Raw genomic sequence first — 18575 nt, 5'->3', positions numbered from 1 at the left:
GTGCGCGGAGGAACGGTGCCTCGGCCCTGGCAGGGCGCGTGCTGATCCGAGGCGGCAGGTAGAGGAGTGGTCGCACAAGGGGGGAGCGGGTACACGGCGGCCTCCGGTCGCGGGAGTTGGGGGGTGTCGGTATGCCCAACGAGTGGACCGGGAATTTCGAACTCACGTATTTCGGACGCGGTGCGAGCCCCACAAGGAAGCGAAAAGACGTTCGTTCCGGGTGCATCGACCCTTACGGGCAGCGGGTCGCTGCGGGGGCGTCCATGGCCGAAACGCCGGCGTTCGCCGTTCGGGTCTCGGCGCGTTCGCCGTCTGGGCGGGTTCCGTGTCGCGTGCCAGAGTGGGGACATGACGGCGGCGGGCGGGGCGCGGGCAGCGGTGGACGAGGCCGAGGCGTTGGCGGCGGATGCCCTGCGGTGGTTGTTGCGGTGCGCGCGGCAGGTCGACGGCGACGGACTGGCCTGGGCCGGCACCCCTTCCGGGGACGAGCCCGACCCCGCCCTCTACGGCGGCACGGCCGGAATTGTTCCCGTACTCCTGGAAGCGCGGCGGCACTTCGGCGACGACCGCTACGGTGACGCCGCCCTGCGCGCCGCCCGCAGCGTGTCCGCCGCGGTGGAGGACTGCGCGAACAGCTCCCTGTACGGCGGGCTGGCGGGGCTGGCGTTCGTGTTGCGGGCGGTCGATGACGAACTGGGCGCTCCGGACGCCGCCGGTGCCGCGGATCGGGCGCTTGCGTCGGTGCGCGCCCGGTTCGACGGGACGCGCTGGGGTGACTGGTTCGATCTGATCGGCGGCAACGCCGGCATCGGCCTGGGCGCGCTCGCGGCCGGCGACCTCGACCTGGCCGTGCTCGCGGTGGAGCCCTATCTGCGCACGGCCGAACGGAGTTCGGGGAACGCGGCCGGTGTGCAGTGGGAGTCGCGCACGGGGTGGTCCTGGCGGTACCACCACATGTCACACGGCACGCTCGGCATCGCCTACGCGCTGGTCCGCATCGGCCGGGTCGCCGGCCGCACCGACATGATCGAGCTGGCGCGGGAGGGCATGGCCGGCGTCGTAGCGCGCAACGACGCCGGCCCGGCCGGCTTCCTCGTCCCGCACTCCGATCCGCGGCAACGCCACGAGCTCATCGAACGCTACAGCTACGGCTGGTGCCACGGCCCGGCCGGCGACGCCCAGGTCTTCCGGCTGCTCCGGGACGCGCTCGACGAGACCGGCTGGCAGGGCCTGGCCGACCGCTGCTGGCACACCCTCACCCACTCCGGCCTGCCGCGCCGGCTGCGGCCCGGCTTCTGGGACAACAACGGTCGGTGCTGCGGCACCGCCGGCGTCCTGGCGTTGGCCTGCGACCGGATGGTGGAGCAGGGTGACCGCCCGCACTTCGCGCGCCGACTGGTCACGGACCTCGTCTCCCGCGCGACCCGGGACGCGGACGGCGTCCGGTGGTCGAACCTCGACCCCCGGTCCACCCCGAACTCCCTTGAACCCAGGACCGGTTGGGCGGCTGGCAACGCCGGCATCGTGCGCGAACTGCTGCGCTTCGTCCGGATCAGCCGCGGCGGTGATCCGGCTTACGCGGTGACCTGGCCGGACCAGCCGGCGGTGAGCCAGGCAGGGTGGAACCGGACGTTGCCCGGCCAGGCACCGCGGGCGGGTGCGGCCGTCCGCCAGGCAGGCGTCAGGCGGGCAGGCGGGCCAGCCAGTCGAGCAGGATCCGGTTGAGCTCCTCCGGGCGTTCCTGTTGGATCCAGTGGCCGCAGCCGTCGAGGACGTGCGATGACATCAGGCCGGGCATCGTGGTGGGGAACGCCTCGATGGCGTCGGCCAGCCAGGTGGTGGAGGCGTCCGCGCCGCCGCCGACGAAGAGCGACGGTTGGGTGATCGGGGCGCCGTCGTAGGCGGCCAGTTCCTCCCAGTCGCGGTCCATGTTGCGGTAGCGGTTCAGGGCTCCGGTCAGGCCGGTCCGCTCGAACTCGGCGGCGTAGGCGTCGAGTTCGGCCTCGTCCAGCCAGGACGGCAGTCGATCGGTCGGGAAGCGGTCGCGCATCCTTCCCCCGGGGCTCACGAAGTGGGGGTCGGGCGCGCCCGGCGCCGGCATGGTGTCGCCGGACAGCGCGGCGTAGAGGCCCGCGAGCCAGCCGCGCACATCGGGCTCGATCTCGGACTCGGCGCGGCCCGGCTGCTGGAAGTAGGAGACGTAGAACTCCTCCTCGCCGCCGAGCCGTTCGAAGACCTCGCTGGGGCGCGGTCCGCCGCGCGGGGCGTAGGGCACGCTGAGCAGGCCGACCGCGTGGAAGACCTCGGGCCTGACCAGCGCGGCGGTCGCGGCGATGTTGGCGCCCCAGTCGTGGCCGACGATCGCCGCGGTCCGCTCGCCCAGGGCGTCCACCACCGCGGCGCTGTCCGCGACCAGATCGAGCATCCGGTACGCGTCCACCGCCGCGGGCCGGGAGGAGCGCCCGTAGCCGCGGACGTCGATGGCCACCGCGCGGTAGCCGGCCGCGGCCAGGGCGGGGAGTTGGTGGCGCCAGGAGTACCAGGACTCCGGGAACCCGTGCACGAGGATGACCAATGGTCCGGTTCCCTGTTCCACCAGGTGGGTCCGGCCGGCGGGGGTGGACACCAGGCGGTGGGTGAGGTCGGCGGTGGGTGTCTGTGACATGGGTCCTCCCGTGTGCGGTTCGTCCGGCGGCGATCGTCCGACGGACGGCACCCCGATCGCGAATGTTGTTGCCGATCTGGCAACTTCAACGACAACCAGTTTCAGCAGCAACCGATTCCAGCAACGACCGATTGGCAGTGCATCACTGCGGCGACGGCCCGGCCGCATCAACTGGGCCGCGCCCGGCGTGCCTCCCAGCCGCCGGTTGCTGGTTGACTCTCCCACGATGGGAGAGTCGAAGGTGGGGCGCATGCACGTCGACGACGGGGTGTCGTGGAACATCGGGGAGATCGCGCGGAGGACCGGACTGTCGGTGAAGCTCATCCGGCACTGGTCCGACGTGGGGGTGGTGCCGCCCGCCGGGCGGACCGCCGCCGGGTACCGCGTCTACGACTCCGCGTCGCTGGCCCGCCTGGAACTGGCCCGGACCCTACGGGATCTCGGACTGGGACTGGCGCAGATCCGCGAGGTCCTCGACCGCGAGCACAGCCTGACGGAGGTGGCCGCGGCCCATGTCGACGCGCTGGAAGCGCAGATCCGCGCGCTGCGCAGGCAGCAGGCGGTGCTGCGCTCCGTCACCCGCCGAACCACCACCGCCGAAGGACTCGCCGTCATGACCCGAGCCGCCCGCCTGTCCGCCGCCGAACGCCGCACGCTCATCGAGGAGTTCGTGACCGAAACGCTCAGGGACCTGGACGTACCGACCTACCGCCGCGGGCTGCTGGCCGCCACCCCGGACCTGCCCGACAACCCCACCGACGCCCAGGTCGATGCCTGGATCGAACTCGGCGAACTGGTCGCGGATCCGGACCTGCGGGCCGGAATGCGGCGCATGGCCCGCTACGCCGCCGAGCACGCCCCGGGCGAGCACGACGAACGCACGTTGAGCGACGCCCGGCAGCTCGCCGATGACTGGACGCGGCGGGTGAACACCGCGATACGGGACGGGATCGCGCCGGACTCGCCCGCCGCCGACCCGGTGGTCGCCGACATCGTCACCGCCTGGATCCCCACCCAGGCAGGCACCCGCCACAACGTGCACGGCGACGACGCATCCGCCCGTCGGGTGTTGTGGGAGCAGTTGGAGACCGTCTCGGATCCCAAGGTCGAGCGGTACTGGCAGTTGATGTGCGTCATCAACGGCTGGCCGGCCCGACCGGGGATGGCGGCGCCCGGCGACTGGCTGAGGACCGCGCTGCGCGCCAACCCCGCGCCCGGCGCCCGGGCCGAGGAGCTCGGCACCCTGTACGACGCCGGTGCCGATGCCTGGCGCCCTGCCGGCGTGCTCGACGCGTGCGAACGGACGTTGGGTGCCGTGGCGGAGCTCGTCCGCGCGGTCGGTCCGGACCAGTTGGACCTGCCGACGCCCTGTGCGGACTGGGACGTGCGCGCCCTGCTCGCTCACCTGGTCTGGGAGAACCTGATGTGGGCCGGGCTGGCCGACGGCGCCCCGCGCTCCGACGCCGGCGCCGACCACCTCGGCGAGGACCACCTCGCGGCGTTCCAGGCCGCCGCGCACAGTGCGCTGGCCGCCTTCCGCCGCCCCGGGATGCTCGACCAGCGCTACGGCCCGGCGCCCGGCCGGCGGCTCGTCGAGCAACTGGTCATCGAAATGCTGGTGCACGGCTGGGACTTGGCCGCGGCCGTCGGACGGCCGCGGGACCTCGTTCCGGACCTCGCCCGGGCGGCCCTGCCGGTGGTGCGGGAGGTCTGCGACGGGCTGCCGCGGACGGCGGGTGGGTCCTTCGCCCCGTCCCGGCCGGTGGCCGACGGCGCGCCCGCCCTCGACCACCTCGCCGGCCACCTCGGACGCGACGTCAGTCGCTGGTGACCCAGCCCCGCTGCACCTCGGTCCCCGCCGGGCAGTACACGTACACCTCGCGGAAGTTGGTGAAGGGGCCCGCGTTGTGGGAACTGCCGTCCGAGCAGGCGACGTTGGCGTACCACGTTGCCTGGCCTATCACGCCGCACTGCACGTGGTAGAAGGGCTGGCCGTTGTTGGCGCCGATGTAGGCGTTGACGCAGTTGAGGGAGCCGGTCGCGGCCGGGGCGGTGGCTGCCTGGGCGGTGCCGGTGCCCGCCGCGAACAGGGCGGCGACGGCGAGGGCGACGGTGGGCAGGAGGGCACGACGCATCGGGGCATCCGTTCTCTGTGGAGGAGTTGGGAGTGACCCTGGCAGGGCGGGCGAGTCAGGACAAGTCAGGTTTCGGGCAAGCCTGTCCGTCTGGCCGTCTCAGTCGCCGGGCTTCCGGAGCGTGTATCGAGGGTCCACTCCGGCCGTGGGTCACCACAACTGCCTGAAGAGCAACCGAATTTCGGGTGGTGCCCAAGGGTTTCGGACGGGTTTCGATGGGCGACCGCCATCGAAACCCGTCGCCGTCCGGCTCAGCAGGCGATGCTGCCCCTGCGCAGTGCGTGACCGTCGTCGTTGCTGTCGTCGGCCCAGTACACCGGCTTGGAACCGTCGACGCAGGCGTCGGATCCGGCCACCGCGAAGCCCTCGTTGTTGAGGTCGGGCATGCCGCTGGGGCGGTCGTAGACGGCGGTGGTGGCGAAGGCGCCGGACGCGTCGACCCGCATCGTCCGGTGCTGGCCGTGACAGGTGTCGTCGCAGACCACCCACAGACGCGAAGCCTGCGGCTCCCACTGGAGTTCCATCACGCCGGCCATGCCGGTCTTGACGGACGCGACGCGGGTGTGGGCGCCCGAGTCCTCAAGGACGTAGCCGTAGACCATGCCGGTGCCCTCGACGCCGACGAAGAACACGCCGCCGGTGTGGGCGCCGTACCGCTTCGGGTCGTAGGCCGCGCCGGTCGACTCGTCCTTGAAGCCGGATGCGGTCAGGGAGGCGTCGGGGACCCAAGTGATGCCCTCGAAGCCGAGGTTGGCGCCCACGCGCGGCAGGTCGGGGGTGAGGTTCCATTCCTTGGCGGCGGCCAGCGTGCCGCCCGAACCGCCGATGTCGTACTTCAGCACGGACAGGCGGCTCGTCTTGGACGCGTCGGCGTTGCGCTCGCTCGCGACGAACGCGCCGCCCGCGGCACCCGCGCCGGTGAGCGTGACGCCCTCGCTGTCCGGGCTGCCGGAGCCGCCGGGGAAGCGGAGCGCCTTGCCGGAGGTCCACCCGTTGGCGGTGTCCGGCCGCCAGCCGCCGGAACCATCGGGAACCAGCCGCCAGAGCTTGCCGGAGTTCTGCGCACCCCACAGCACGCCGCGCTCTTGGTAGAGGCCGCTGAGGTCCTCACCGAAGACGTCGGCGGCATCGGCGGTGGTGACGGAACCGCTGCCGGGCCAAGTCGCCGGTGTGGGGCCGCCGTTGCCGACCCGGGCGGCGGCGCCGGTGGCCACCGCCCCGCTGTTCCGCGGGCCGTTCGCCGGGGTGGCGTGCGCGGAGGGAGCCAGCAGCGCGCCGACGACCAGCGTCGGGACGACGGCGGCGGTGCGGCGGAGGGCGAGGCGGCGTCGCCGCCGGGCAGCGCGTACTTCGGGCACGGTGTCCGTCCTCTGGAGTGTGGGGGCAGGGCGATGACAGAGCGCCGCGAGACTGCCGGGCCCTGCCGAACGGCCGCCGGCGGGTGGGTTGGTGGGCGGTGAACACATGCCGAATTGCGCCGTGTTGTGGGGCGTCGCAGGAGCCGTGGGGCGGCGCTCGGGGGCGCCCGACAACTGCCCGATCAGCCCCGGCGGATCGGGCAGTTGTCGGGGCAGTGGAGGGCGAGGTCGCGGTCGGCGCCCTCGGTGTCGGCCGATCCGTGCTCGTCGCACTCCGGGGCCGGATCCATCAAGACCTCGATGCCGGCCCGGAGATACCGCTCCAGCGTGGCGTCCGGCACCGAGGCCAGGGCGGGGGAGCGGATCTCCGTGCGCATCAGGCTGGTGCCGAGCATCCAGGCCGACAGGAGTTCCGCGCGCAGATCGGCGTCGGCGCCGCCGAGGCGGGCGGCCAGTCGCTTGGAGAACACCTCGGTCAGATCGGCGCGCAGCCGCCCCACCGCCTCGTCGCGCCCCGAGGACCGCAGCACGGACAGCACCGGGTGCGGGAAGTCGCCCTCCTTCGGCTGCCCCAGCAACATCGCACAGAACCAGTCGGGGATCGTTTCGACCGGCTCCTGGAGCAGCGGCTCAAACATCTTGCCGGTGCACGCCACGTCGTTGAACAGCGCCTCCTTCGAGCCGAAGTAGCGGTAGACGAGGGCGGCGTCCACGCCCACGTCGCCGGCGATGTCCCGCACGCTGGTGCCCTCGTAGCCGTACTTGCCGAAGCGGAAGGACGCGGCGGCCCTGAGCGCGGTACGCGTGGCCGAGGCCGAGCGCCTACGGACCACTTCCTTCGACGCCTCGCCGTTCTGCACTCCCGTCACGTCACCGCACCTCCGTCGTCCGCGGCCCTTCCGCCACCGCCCATATTCCCGGCTGCGGCGACTGTCTCAAAGTCACCGGCCTGATGTCATCGAACGTTGACCTGAGTTCGCGCCACATGTCATACCTAAGTCAGTTCAACGATTGATGACTTGAGTGCTCGCCATGTAAGGGCGGGACCGCGGCGCCCATTCCCGGTCCGCCCGCACGGCACGGCGGCCGCGCGCCCGCGCGCACCGCCGCAGTCGTCGCAGACGGGCACCCCCATGACCGGAAAGTGGTGATCTCCTGTGCCTGCGCAACGCGTTGCCGTGATCGGAACCGGTTACGTCGGATTGACCACCGGTGCCTGCCTCGCCTCCCTCGGCCACCACGTGGTGTGCGCCGACGCCGACCTGCACAAGGTCGCGCGGCTGCGCGAGGCCACGGTGGACATCCTGGAACCGGACCTGCCCGAGGTCGTTCAAGACGGCCTGAACGCCGGCCGGTTGGAATTCACCGGGGACACCGCGGCCGCCGTGACCGGGGCCGAGGTGGTGTTCCTGTGCCTGCCCACGCCCATGGGTGCGGGCGGGGCGGCCGACCTCGCCGCCGTGGAGGCCGTCGCCGACCAGATCCGCGAGGTGCTGCCGTCCGGCTGCGTCGTGGTCAACAAGTCGACCGTGCCGGTCGGTACGAGCGAGCGGGTCGCCGCGCTGCTCGGCCGGGCGGACGTGGCCGTGGTGAGCAACCCCGAGTTCCTGCGCGAGGGGCGCGCCGTCCACGACTTCCAGCATCCCGACCGCATCGTGATCGGCGCCGCAGACCCGGACGCCGGCCGGCGCGTGGCCGATCTGTACGCAGACCTGGACGCGCCGCTGGTGCTCACCGACCCCGCCAGCGCCGAACTGACCAAGTACGCGGCGAACTTCTTCCTCGCGATGAAACTGTCCTTCGCCAACAACCTGGCCACCGTCTGCGAGCGCTTCGGTGCCGACATCGACGACGTCACCGAGGGCATCGGGCGCGACCCGCGGATCGGCTCCGCGTTCCTGCGGCCGGGGCCCGGCTGGGGCGGCTCCTGCCTGCCCAAGGACACCCACGCCCTGCTGACCGCGTGCGACCAGGCCGGCGTCGACTTCCCGCTGTTGAGCGCCACCATCGAGACCAACGTCAGCCACCAGCGCCAGCTCGTCGAGCGCCTCGCCGCCGCCTGCGGCCGCGCCGACGGTTCACTGCACGGCGTGCGGCTGACCCTGTACGGCCTGACCTTCAAGGCCGGCACCTCCGACCTGCGCGACTCGCCCGCGCTCGCCGTCGCCCGGCTGCTGCGCGAGCGCGGCGCCGAACTCACCGCGTACGACCCGGCGTTGCGCGAGGAGCAGCCCGACCTGAGCGATCTGGTCGACCTCGTCGACGACCCGGTGCGAGCCGCGGAGGGGGCCGCGGCCTGCGTGGTCCTCACCGAGTGGCCGGAGCTGCGCGAGCTGGACTGGGCGACGATCGGCGCCCGCATGTCCGGCCACGAGGTCCATGACTTCCGCAACCTGCTGGACGCCGACCGGCTCGCGCGGGCCGGGCTGAGCTGGCAGGGGCTCGGACGCGCGGCGGCACCGGCGCGGGTGGCCTGACGTGCGGGGCGCCTGGCACCCCGCCGGCGCACCCGCGACTGCCCAGGCTTCCCGCTCCTCTTACCGGAACCACCGAAGAACCCCCTGACGAAAGGCTTTCGACATGCGAGTCCTGTGCACCACCCACGGCAGTCCCTCCCACGGGCGGGCCCAACTCCCCCTGCTGCGCGCCCTCGCCAAGGCCGGGCACGAGGTGCAGGTGGTCACCAACGACGACCTCGTCCACGTCTTCGCCGCCGACGACGTCCAGGTGACCCCCGCGCTACCGGAGTTCGACCCGACCTCCAGGCTGGGGCCGTACATCGCCGAGATCCAGCAGATCGACGACATGAACGAGCGGATGGCGGAGCTCAGCCGGCTGATGCAGCGGACCCTGGCCGGGCCGAGCATCAAGCCGACCCTGGACATCCTGCTGCCCCTGGCCCGTGACTTCCGCCCCGATGTGATCCTGCGCGACGGCATGGACATGGCCGCGGTGCTCACCGCCGAAGTGCTGGGCGTACCGCAGCTTCCCACGCCCTCCGGGTTCAGCAACATGATGGACCCCGCCCAGGTGCTCCCCGAGCTCAACAACCGGCGTGCGGAGCTCGGCCTGGCCGTGCACGAGGACCCGCTGTCGATCGTCCCGCACGGCCGCGTCGACTACGTGCCCTCCGCCTTCTCCTTCGCCCAGCACCTGCCCAAGTCGTGGGCCTACCGGCAGACCGTGGACGTCGAGCGCCGCACGGTGCTGCCCGAGTGGGCGGCCGAACTGCCCACGGACCGGCCCCTGGTGTACGCCGCGATAGGCACCGCCCTGCCGATGCTGCACCACCGCAAGTCCGACCAGCCCGCCGCGCCGCTGCCGATGGAGTTCCCGGACCCCACCGAGAGCCTGGGCGCGATTCTCGGGGCGGTGGCGGAGCTGGACGACTGCACCGTGGTCGTCTCGACGTCCGGGATCCCGGTCGACACCGAGGGCGTACCGGCCCACGTCCGCGTCGTCGAGCGGGTGCCGCAGCCGCTGCTGCTGGAGTCCGTCGACCTCTTCGTCACCCACGGCGGCTTCAACAGCATCCGCGAGGCGATGCGTACCGGCACGCCGCTCGCGGTGCTGCCGCACTTCGGCGACCAGCACGGCAACGCGGACCGGGTGGAGGCGCTGGGCCTGGGCCGCCACGTCACCGACCGCAGCGCGGCCGGCATCGCCGCCGCCTGCCGGGAGCTCCTCGCCGACCCGGCACCGCGGGCGCGGGCCCGGGCGGCCCAGTTGGCGATGTTGACGCTGCCGGAGATCGAGCACGCCGTGAGCGACCTCGAAGGGATCGCCGGCTGACCGATCGGCCACCGGGCCGGGGCGGTACGGGAGTCACCTCCCGCCGCCCCGGCTCTCCCGTTTCCGCCACCCGCCACCCTTGAGGACGACACGTGACCTTCTCCGAGACCCAACAACAGGGCGCGGCCGGGGACGCGCCCGCGCGGCTCACCCACCGGCAGATCACCACCGTCATGTCCGGGCTGGCCCTCAGCATGTTCCTGGGGGCACTGGACCAGACGGTGGTCGCCTCCGCGCTCCGGACCATCGCCGACGACCTGCACGGACTGACCGCTCAGGCATGGGTGACCACCGCCTACCTCATCACCGGCACCCTCGCCACCCCGCTGTACGGCAAGCTCTCCGACATCCACGGCCGCCGGCCCGTCTACCTCGTCGCGATCGGCCTGTTCACGGTCGGCTCGCTGCTGTGCGGGGCCGCCGGATCGATCTACGAACTCGCCGCGTTCCGCGCCGTGCAGGGACTCGGCGGCGGTGGCTTGATATCCCTGGCGATGACCATCGTCGCCGACATCACCACCCCGCGCGAACGCGGCCGCTACCAGGGCTACTTCATGGCGGTGTTCGGCGGCGCCAGCATCGTCGGCCCGCTGGTGGGCGGCGCGTTCGCGGACCGGGCCAGCATCTTCGGCGTCGACGGCTGGCGCTGGATCTTCCTGATCAACGTGCCGCTCGCCGCCGCGGCGGCCGTGGCCCTGGTCCGCGTGCTGCGCTTCCCGCACCGGAGGGTGCGGCACCGGCTCGACTACCTCGGCGCGCTCACCCTGGCCGTCGGGCTGGTGCCGCTGCTGACCGTCGCCGAGCAGGGTCGTGCCTGGGGTTGGGGCTCCCCCCAGGCACTGTTGGCCTATGCGATCGGCGCGGTGGGCCTGACCGCGTTCGTCGTGGTGGAGCGGCGGATGGGCGAGGCCGCGCTGCTGCCGCAACGGCTGTTCCGGATCCGCACCTTTCGCATCGGCGTCGGGCTGAACTTCGTCTTCGGCATTGGCATGTTCGGCGCGATGACGACCCTGCCGCTCTACCTCCAACTCATCCGCGGCATGAGCCCGATGGGCGCCGGCCTGGCCACCCTGCCCACCGTCGCCGCGAACCTCGTCGTCACGCTGTTGGTGGGCCGACTGGTCGCCCGCACCGGCCGCTTCAAGCTCCCGCTCGTGGCCGGCTTCGCCTCGTTGGCCGCCGCGTTGCTGGTCTTCGCCACGCTCCGGGTGGACAGCCCGCTGTGGCACGCGATGGTCGGCATGGCCCTGATGGGCGCGGGGCTCGGCGCGGCGATGCAGAACCTCACCGCCCTCTCGCAGTCCGAGATACCCCGCACGGAGATGGGCTCGGCCACGGCGACGATCAACTTCTTCCGTTCCAACGGCGGCACGGTCGGCACCGCCGCCTTCCTGTCACTGCTGTTCGCCACGGCCGCCGGCCAGATCACCGACCGACTGGCCACGGCCGGCCACGACGCGGGCTTCCGCCACCTGCTGTCCCAACCCGGCAACGCGCACGCCCTGGTGGGCGTCCTGCGCCCCGGCGGTGGCGTCAACCTGGAGGACTCCGCGTTCCTGCACACCCTCGACCCCGGCGCGGCGCTGCCCTTCCTGGAGGGATACGTCGCCTCGATGCGCATCGTCTTCCTCGCCGGCGCCGCGGTGACCCTGGCCGCCTTCCTGCTCGCGCTCTGGCGGGTGCCGAACTCCACGCTCTCCGACGAGTAGCGGCTCCGGCGTCGAGGACCAGGCACCGACGGCGACGGTCGGGTGCGACTGTTGTTTGCCTGCGCACGGGTGCATCCAATCCGCGTTCGGCACACGGGCGTTGCGGTGCGCCGCACCCGATCACAGTCAGGTTGGCGCCGGGCCGGGGAGTTAAACCGACGAGTGTGATGGGCTTTTCGAGGCGGCCGGCGGGAAGGCCCCGCCGTAGCCACCACTGATCTTCAAAACCCTGTCTGTCCAGGGGTGTTACCGATCCGCACGGCGTCGCTCCGGCGCTGCACCGGCGCACTCACACAGCGCAATCGTGTCGCCCGGGAGTGCGGTGTTGTCGGCGCGCCGGGTTTCACCACCCGGGCGTTGGCAATGCCTTCGACGCCGCGCGGACCGGTCCGCAACCACCGCCGGTTGCGAATCCCCCTGGAGTGCCATGAGCACGGTTGTTGCCCGCCGGGTGTCCGTGTCCGTTCCCTCAGCCCTGATCGCCCCCCTCCTCGTCTTCGTCCTGCTCGACGGGTTCATCCAAGGCAGCGTGGTCTCCCTCCTGCCGGTCATCCGCGACACGTTGCACACCGACACCGCCCAGGCAATGTGGATCACCGCGGCGCAGTTCCTCTCCGCCGCCGTCTGCGTGCCGGCCTTCGGGCGCCTGGGAGACCTGCACGGCCACCGCCTGATGCTGCGCGTCGCGCTCGCCTCGATCACCCTCGGCACCGTGCTGTGTGCCCTCGCGCCGACGCTCCCGGTCTTCCTCGCCGGCCGCGTCCTGTGCGGACCGCTCAGCTCCATGCTCCCGCTCTCCGTCGGACTGGTACGGGACCGACTCGACACCGCGGGCAGCCGTCGCGCGGTCAGCCTCCTCGCCGCCGCGCTCATCCTCGGAGCCACCACCGGCACCGCCACCGCCGGGCCGCTGTCGTCCCTCTCCGGGGGCGGACGCGCGGTGTTGTGGAACCTGGCCGTACTGGCCGTCGCCGGCCTGGGGCTCGCCCTGACCCCGCTCATCGCACGGACCGAGAGACGGGCGAGCGGGCGGATGGACTGGACCGGCGCCGTACTGCTCGGCGTCGGCCTCACCCTGCTGCTCGGCTCCATCGCCCAGGGCACCACGCTGGGTTGGCTCTCCCCGACGGTGGTGGGCGGCCTGCTGCTCGCACCGGTGGCCCTCGGCCTGTGGGTGCGCTCCTCCCTGCGCAGCCCCCAACCCCTCATCGACGTCCGCGCGATGGCGAGCCGCGCCATCGCGCCGGCCTTCGCCTGCGGTTTCGCCGCGGGCGTCGTGGTCCTCGGCGGCCAGGGCGTCACCATCGCCTTCCTCGACGCCGTCCCCGAGAAGGCCGGGTACGGCTTCGGCCTGCCGCACTGGCAGATCGGCCTGTGGATCGCCGTCCCGGCCCTCGTCAGCTTCTGCACCGCGGGCGTATCCGCTGCCATCGGCAGGCGGTTGGGCTACCGCACCATGCTCTCCCTCGCCTTCCTCCTCCTGGCCGCCGGTTTCGCGGTGAAGATGGTGGGATACGGCGTCCTGCCCCTGTGGTACGCCGGCCACATGATCTCGGACGCCGGCGTCGGCCTCGCGATCAGCGGCCTCCCCACCGTCATCAGCGAGTGGAGCCCGCGCGACCGGGCGGCGACGTCGACCGCCGTCTACTACAACCTCAAGGAGGCCGGCGGCAGCATCGCCGGCGCCGCCGTGGCGGCGGTCTTCAGCGGCCTGCTCACCCAGTCCACACAGCAACCCTCGCTCACCGCCTACCTGTTGCTGTGGGGGATGTGCGGCATCGTCGCGCTGGTCTCGGCCGTCCTGATCCGCCTCACACCGCCCCACCATCCCCCGGTGGAGCAGGTCACCGGCTGATCCGGCGCGGAACCCGGAGCCGGGGCGGGGCGCTACGCCGCGCGGAACCGCCCCTGCTCCACCTCCGCGACCAACCCGCCGCCCAGCAACCGGTCCAGGTGCTGCACGGCCGTCCTCCGCTCCACCGGCCGCACGTGCGGCCCCTCGACGTGGGGCCGGTAGACCAGCCGGTGGTCGACGATCTCCTCGACGGTCCGCGGCTCACCGAGGAACGCGAGGAGCGTCGCGTCCCGCCTCTCCACCACGCCGACGTAGGCGTCGAGCCGACGCCGGAACTCCGCGGCCCCCTCGACCACGCCCTTCTGGTGGAACGTGCCGTACCAGCGCGCGTCGATCTCCCGGCACCGCCGCATCGACGCCTCGAAGTCCACCAGGCTGCTGCCGACGTCGCCGTAGTAGGGACCGAACGAGGTCAGATCGATGTCCGCCACGAACAGGAAACCGTCCGGCTCGATCAGGAAGCCGCTGTGGCCCGCGGTGTGGCCAGGGAGGTGCACGACGGTCACGGTGCGCCCGCCGAGGTCGAACACGGCTCCGTCCCCGAACCCCAACGCGTCCGGGCGGCCCCGCACATGGAAGTCGTCCCGCACGCTCTCGTCGAAGGCGTCGACCACGTCGGACGGCAGGCCGTACCCGGCGACCAGGGCCGTGCGGTCGCGCAGCGCGTCGAGGTCGCGGTCATGGATGTGGACCGGCACCTGGTACCCGCCGAGACCGGCGATGTGGTCCTCGTGGGCGTGACTGACCAGGACGACGTCGGCGGGCGGCGCGGCCCGGACGAGCGACAGCGACGGATCGACGACCAGTATCTGGTCCGTGCCGCGCACGAGCAGCGAGTTGCCGTACGGGTAGGCACCCGAGTTGGCACCGACGAGGACGCTGACCGCGCCGTATGCGACTGTGGTGTATCCCATGGTGTGCATGGCCACGACTATCGCACCCCCTGGTCCGGCAACCGGTGCCGCACGTCCAGGCGCTCCCGGAAGCCGCCGTTGAACTCCGCCCCGTCCAACTCCACCAGGCGCGGCACTCGGTGGGCGGCGATCGCGGAGCGTCCGACTCGGCCGCCGGGGACGGGCCCGGCACGTTGGTGGGAACGGGGCATCATCCATCGGGTCACCAAAGAGCGGGAGTTGGGGCACCGGGACGGGTGCCGTCCGACGTCGTGTCACACCCCGCGGTACAGGCCGTTCCCGGTGTCGCCGCTCTCCGTGCCCAGGCCCTGGGAGTCGGGGAGGTGGGCCAGGCGGCTGTCGAGGTCCTGGGGCCACTGGGTGCCGGCCTCGGCGTCCATCGTCGTCAGTCGGGAGCGCAGCGGCGGGACCTGTTCGGGGGCGCAGGCCCCGGCGACCGTGGCGTACAGGGCGCGCAGCCGTCGTTGGACCTGCATCGAGGCGTGGCCGAAGTGGCGGATCTCGTCGGTGGCGATGCAGACGTAGTCGGCCCAGGAGCGGGTGCGGCGGTGGAACGCGCCCGGTGCGGCCGACGGTTGGCGGGCGGTGAGCCGGGGCGCGATCATCACCAACAGGTCCTCGATGTGGTCCAGGCACTGCACCGCGCGCCCGGGGTCGTTGACGGCGGGGGAGAGGGCCTTGAGTGCGATGTCGACGAGCGCGCGCAGGGCCCCGGCCGGGTCGCTGCCCGCGCTGAGGGTGGTGCTGAAGAGCAGATGGCGGGTCAGGTTCCGGCGGCGCCACGGCTTCGCGCCCGGGTGCACCAGGAAAAGGGGCGCCTCCTGGGCCACGAAGTCGCCGGTCACCGGGACGAGTTGGATGCGTGCCCCGGTGCGCCGGGCGAGCCGTTCCAGGCCGTGGTCGTCGCAGGCGATGAGCGTCTGGCCGCGCCCGGGCGGGGTGCCGAGCCGGATCACCACGGGAGTGGCGTCGGGTTGGGGGTGTGTCTGGGGAGCGGGCGCGGCGGGTCCGTGCTCGGGGTGCGTGCGGTTCACGGCCCGCCGGCCCTCGGTGGCCAGGTAGTGCAGCAACTGCCCCGAGTTCAGTACCCGCGTGACGCGGGTGACGAGCACGAAGAACAGCACGGCGCACACCACGGCGAGCAGCATCGCGAAGAACATGGAGATGACCGGCCGGTAGTTGGCCTGGCTGACGGCGAGCCGCACCGAGATCATCAGGGTGTAGACGAACGTCGCCATGAACGTGCCCATCGCCCAGCGCATCACGGCGTCCTGCTGGAGGATCGGCACCACCCGCACCGACAGTTGCGAGGCGCCGAACTGCATGGCCAGCGTGATCGCGGTGAAGACGAGACCGGTCAGGGTGATCATGCCGCCCGCGACGGCGGAGAGCAGCGAGGACATCGAGCCGCTGTCCAGGTGCGCGAAGAAGTTCTCGCCGACCTCGTTCCCGTAGAGGGTGACCTCGCGGTCGATCAGCGGGAACAGCCAGGACAGGAACAGGCCCGCGCCCAGCAGGGTGACCGGCAGCGCCCAGAACCGGGGAGCGCGCAGCCGTTGGCGCGTGAGGTACCACTTCCAGCGACTGCGAACCATGCGAGGAATGTACCGATCCGTGGCGGTTCGCTGCGCTGTGCCGCACCGGGTGGGCCCGGGTCGGTCAGCTCGCCGACTGGCCAACCGGTCGCCAACTGGTCAACCGGTCGGCTCCGGTGAGTGGGAGGGCCCTGGTGCGCAACACCTCCCGCGTGCCGCGGGACGGAAGCTGGCGCGGCGTGGAGATCGCCGTGGGCGACTTCGACCGGCCGGACACCCTGGACGGGGCGATGCTCGCCGTCGACACCCTGTTGCTCATCAGCCCCTCGGTCCCCGGCCAGGAGATCGCCGCCATCGACAGTGCCGCCCGGCAGGGCGTGCGACACGTCGTCAAGATCACGAATCACCGGGCCACCGAAGACTCCCCGGTCGACCGCCGCCGCGACCATGCGCGCATCGAGGCCCACCTCAAGGCGAGCGGAGTCGGGTACACGCTGCTCGCACCGAACCTCCTCCTGCAGAACCTGTTCGCCGTGGCCCCGATGATCCAACAGACGCGCGGGTTCGTGATGTCGGCCGGCGACGGGCAGTTCGGCGCGATCGATGCGCGCGATGTGTCCGCTGCCGCGGCGGCCGTGGCCTGCGCTCCCGCCGAACACGCGGGCCGCACCTACTTGTTGACCGGTCCGGAGCTCGTCACCTACGCCGACGTGGCCGCCGAACTGACCCGCGCCCTGGGCCGGCAGATCCAGTACCACCGGATCACACCCGATCAGCACCGGGAGGCCATGATCCAGGCGGGACTTCCCGAGTCGGTCGCCACCTCCAACGCCCAGGTCTTCGGCCTGATCGCGGAGGGAGACGCCGGGTGGCTGTCCGACGACGTCGCCGCTCTCACGGGGCACCGCCCCCGCAGCCTGCGCACCTTCGTCACCGACCACGTCGACGTCTTCAAGTAGCCCTCGCCCTCGTTCCGGGCGCGTGGCTCTCCGCCGTATCGACAGCCGTGTTGACGCTCGCATCGACGGCCGCACCGGCTTCGACGGACGGGAAGACCTCCGCCATCCGTTCAACTGCCGTGCCGACGGCCCGGAGCGCGGCGGAGGCAGGGTCCTCGCCGCCTGGGGGCGCGGGTGGCAGCGGCCGGTGGCCGTCGCCCGGCCTGTGTCCCAGGGCGCGGCGCAGCTCCGTGACGTTGGAGGCGACCGCGGCGCGGAGGCGGAGGTGGTGCGGACCGGCCGTCGCACCGGACCCGTCCGCGGCAGGGGCGGCCAGTACCCGGACCGGTTCGGCCAGGGTGCGTAGGGCGTCCACGGCATCGGCCGGGTGCGCGGCGCGGGCCGTGCGGGCCCTTCGGCGCAGCAGCATCCGGTGCAACTCGGCCGTGCGCGCCACCTGTTCCAACAGGGCCAGGTCGCTGGCGAACCGCGCGCCGTGCTCCGCGCACCGCTCGGGCTCGTGGCGCACCGCCCGCAACAGATCGGCCAGCGCGGCGAGCACCGCGCCGAGGCGCTTGCGGAACACGTCCGCGGAGCGCACCGGAAGCACGAACCAGTGTGCGGCCGCGGCGAGCACCGCCCCGGTCGCGATCGCCGCGAGCCGCACGCCCAGCAGTTCCGTGCCGCCGGTCTCCCCGAAGTAGGAGTACAGCAGCGCCAGTACCCCGGTGACGCAGCCCGCCCAGTAGGCGTAGGTGAACTGGCGGAGCGCGGTGCCGATGCCGAGCAGCACGAAGATGGCCACCACGTCGGCGGTGGCGTGCCTGGGGAGGAACGAGGCGAGTACCGTGACCGCGATGGTGCCGGCGCTCGCCCCGGCGAACCGCAACGCGGCCTTGTGCAGCACGTCGCCGCGCCCGCGGTTGCCGGCGGACACGACGTACGCGGTGATCACCAGCCAGGGCCAGTGCCGCCCGAAGAGCAGGCCGCCCACCAGGAACGCCGCCGCCAGCGACAGACCCATCTGCACCGCCATCCGCGTACTGGCCGACAGGCCGCGCCAGCCCGCCTTCCGCGGCGCGTCCCGCCGTCGCGGCTCCGGCGCGGGGCGCGGCGGGGGAGTGGTGTCGAGGAGGCCGAGGTACCGCGCGGCGGTCTGGAGCAGGGCCACCCACCCCCAGGCCAGCACGGCGATCGGCGCGGACCACAACACCGTCCAGGCACCAACCGGTCCCGGGACAGGGGTCACCAGCACCGCGATGAACGGCATGGCCACCCAGGCACCCGCCCGCGCGGCCACCGGCCCGAAGCGGCGCAGCCAGATGGGACCGGACAACGCCAGTGTGAACACCGCCTTGCCGACGGTCGGTAGGTGCACCATCAACTCACCGACGCCGCCCGCGACGACGGCGAGCACCGGCATCGTCACCAGCCCGGCGAGCCGACGGCGGCGCGAGGCGGTCCGCTCCGTCCGGGCCGCCGTCAGCGACAGCGCCACCGCCAGCACCAACACCCCCACGCCCAACCGGAACGCGTGCTCCAGCGCCATCGCGGAGTAGAAGGTCGCGACGACGGCCGCCATGGCGACGGCCGCATGCACGCCCTCCACGCGGAGCCGAGCCGAGAAACTATTACGCACCGCGTAGGAACTCATGCGCCCCACTCTTGCATCTT

Annotated in this window: 15 protein-coding genes; 7 read left to right on the top strand and 8 right to left on the bottom strand. The window is 72.4% G+C overall.

The window, feature by feature from the left end; translation table 11 throughout:
• Nucleotides 1-348 precede the first annotated feature (348 nt).
• Nucleotides 349-1725: a lanthionine synthetase LanC family protein gene (locus PV796_RS03825; RefSeq protein ID WP_274911428.1), complete on the top strand. Its 1377-nt coding sequence runs from the start codon at nucleotides 349-351 to the stop codon at nucleotides 1723-1725.
• On the opposite strand, the gene PV796_RS03820 is transcribed toward PV796_RS03825, so the two are convergent.
• Nucleotides 1682-2665: an alpha/beta fold hydrolase gene (locus tag PV796_RS03820; RefSeq protein WP_274911427.1), complete on the bottom strand. Its 984-nt coding sequence runs from the start codon at nucleotides 2663-2665 to the stop codon at nucleotides 1682-1684. The two genes, PV796_RS03825 and PV796_RS03820, sit on opposite strands and share 44 nt — an antisense overlap.
• 250 nt (nucleotides 2666-2915) lie before the next feature.
• Here PV796_RS03820 and PV796_RS03815 point away from each other — a divergent pair, with 250 nt between their 5' ends.
• Complete coding sequence (locus PV796_RS03815) at nucleotides 2916-4496, top strand: TIGR03086 family metal-binding protein (RefSeq protein ID WP_274911426.1); 1581 nt, start codon at nucleotides 2916-2918, stop codon at nucleotides 4494-4496.
• On the opposite strand, the gene PV796_RS03810 is transcribed toward PV796_RS03815, so the two are convergent.
• From PV796_RS03810 to PV796_RS03800, 3 genes are all read right to left on the bottom strand, one after another.
• On the bottom strand, nucleotides 4483-4800 hold the full coding sequence (locus PV796_RS03810) for a hypothetical protein (RefSeq protein ID WP_274911425.1): 318 nt from the start codon (nucleotides 4798-4800) through the stop codon (nucleotides 4483-4485). The two genes, PV796_RS03815 and PV796_RS03810, sit on opposite strands and share 14 nt — an antisense overlap.
• Before the next feature lie 251 nt (nucleotides 4801-5051).
• Entirely contained in the window at nucleotides 5052-6158 is a 1107-nt protein-coding gene (locus tag PV796_RS03805; RefSeq protein WP_274911424.1) for a hypothetical protein, read from the bottom strand.
• Nucleotides 6159-6340: 182 nt separating this feature from the next.
• Entirely contained in the window at nucleotides 6341-7027 is a 687-nt protein-coding gene (locus PV796_RS03800; RefSeq protein WP_274911423.1) for a TetR/AcrR family transcriptional regulator, read from the bottom strand.
• 309 nt (nucleotides 7028-7336) lie between these two features.
• Between PV796_RS03800 and PV796_RS03795 the strand changes: the two genes are divergently transcribed.
• From PV796_RS03795 to PV796_RS03780, 4 genes are all read left to right on the top strand, one after another.
• On the top strand, nucleotides 7337-8635 hold the full coding sequence (locus tag PV796_RS03795) for a UDP-glucose dehydrogenase family protein (RefSeq protein WP_274911422.1): 1299 nt from the start codon (nucleotides 7337-7339) through the stop codon (nucleotides 8633-8635).
• Nucleotides 8636-8738: 103 nt separating this feature from the next.
• Nucleotides 8739-9950: a glycosyltransferase gene (locus PV796_RS03790; protein ID WP_274911421.1), complete on the top strand. Its 1212-nt coding sequence runs from the start codon at nucleotides 8739-8741 to the stop codon at nucleotides 9948-9950.
• A 92-nt stretch (nucleotides 9951-10042) separates the two neighbouring features.
• Entirely contained in the window at nucleotides 10043-11659 is a 1617-nt protein-coding gene (locus PV796_RS03785) for an MDR family MFS transporter (protein WP_274911420.1), read from the top strand.
• Between the two features lie 427 nt (nucleotides 11660-12086).
• Complete coding sequence (locus PV796_RS03780; RefSeq protein ID WP_274911419.1) at nucleotides 12087-13514, top strand: MFS transporter; 1428 nt, start codon at nucleotides 12087-12089, stop codon at nucleotides 13512-13514.
• A gap of 32 nt (nucleotides 13515-13546) precedes the next feature.
• Here PV796_RS03780 and PV796_RS03775 read toward each other — a convergent pair whose 3' ends face one another.
• The 3 genes from PV796_RS03775 to PV796_RS03765 are packed head-to-tail and all read right to left on the bottom strand — an operon-like array spanning nucleotide 13547 to nucleotide 16023.
• Nucleotides 13547-14437, bottom strand: coding sequence for an MBL fold metallo-hydrolase (locus PV796_RS03775; RefSeq protein WP_274911418.1), 891 nt, complete (start codon nucleotides 14435-14437; stop codon nucleotides 13547-13549).
• 8 nt (nucleotides 14438-14445) lie between these two features.
• On the bottom strand, nucleotides 14446-14622 hold the full coding sequence (locus PV796_RS03770) for a hypothetical protein (protein WP_274911417.1): 177 nt from the start codon (nucleotides 14620-14622) through the stop codon (nucleotides 14446-14448).
• A gap of 60 nt (nucleotides 14623-14682) precedes the next feature.
• Nucleotides 14683-16023, bottom strand: coding sequence for a DUF2254 domain-containing protein (locus PV796_RS03765; RefSeq protein WP_274911416.1), 1341 nt, complete (start codon nucleotides 16021-16023; stop codon nucleotides 14683-14685).
• Between the two features lie 35 nt (nucleotides 16024-16058).
• Here PV796_RS03765 and PV796_RS03760 point away from each other — a divergent pair, with 35 nt between their 5' ends.
• Nucleotides 16059-16922: an NmrA family NAD(P)-binding protein gene (locus tag PV796_RS03760; RefSeq protein WP_342456954.1), complete on the top strand. Its 864-nt coding sequence runs from the start codon at nucleotides 16059-16061 to the stop codon at nucleotides 16920-16922.
• Here PV796_RS03760 and PV796_RS03755 read toward each other — a convergent pair.
• Entirely contained in the window at nucleotides 16915-18555 is a 1641-nt protein-coding gene (locus PV796_RS03755) for an FUSC family protein (RefSeq protein ID WP_274911415.1), read from the bottom strand. The two genes, PV796_RS03760 and PV796_RS03755, sit on opposite strands and share 8 nt — an antisense overlap.
• Between the last annotated feature and the right edge of the window lie 20 nt (nucleotides 18556-18575).

It is taken from the genome of Streptomyces sp. WZ-12 (assembly GCF_028898845.1).
Lineage (GTDB): Bacteria > Actinomycetota > Actinomycetes > Streptomycetales > Streptomycetaceae > Streptomyces.
The sequence above is the reverse complement of the archived record's forward strand: the minus strand, read 5'-3'. Positions and strand labels throughout refer to the sequence as shown.

Coding starts and splice junctions, on each gene's coding strand:
- PV796_RS03790 (WP_274911421.1), top strand. CDS start 8,739: ATGCGAGTCCTGTGCACCACCCACGGCAGTCCCTCCCACGGGCGGGCC.
- PV796_RS03825 (WP_274911428.1), top strand. CDS start 349: ATGACGGCGGCGGGCGGGGCGCGGGCAGCGGTGGACGAGGCCGAGGCG.
- PV796_RS03775 (WP_274911418.1), bottom strand. CDS start 14,437: ATGCACACCATGGGATACACCACAGTCGCATACGGCGCGGTCAGCGTC.
- PV796_RS03780 (WP_274911419.1), top strand. CDS start 12,087: ATGAGCACGGTTGTTGCCCGCCGGGTGTCCGTGTCCGTTCCCTCAGCC.
- PV796_RS03815 (WP_274911426.1), top strand. CDS start 2,916: ATGCACGTCGACGACGGGGTGTCGTGGAACATCGGGGAGATCGCGCGG.
- PV796_RS03765 (WP_274911416.1), bottom strand. CDS start 16,023: ATGGTTCGCAGTCGCTGGAAGTGGTACCTCACGCGCCAACGGCTGCGC.
- PV796_RS03770 (WP_274911417.1), bottom strand. CDS start 14,622: ATGATGCCCCGTTCCCACCAACGTGCCGGGCCCGTCCCCGGCGGCCGA.
- PV796_RS03820 (WP_274911427.1), bottom strand. CDS start 2,665: ATGTCACAGACACCCACCGCCGACCTCACCCACCGCCTGGTGTCCACC.
- PV796_RS03755 (WP_274911415.1), bottom strand. CDS start 18,555: ATGAGTTCCTACGCGGTGCGTAATAGTTTCTCGGCTCGGCTCCGCGTG.
- PV796_RS03810 (WP_274911425.1), bottom strand. CDS start 4,800: ATGCGTCGTGCCCTCCTGCCCACCGTCGCCCTCGCCGTCGCCGCCCTG.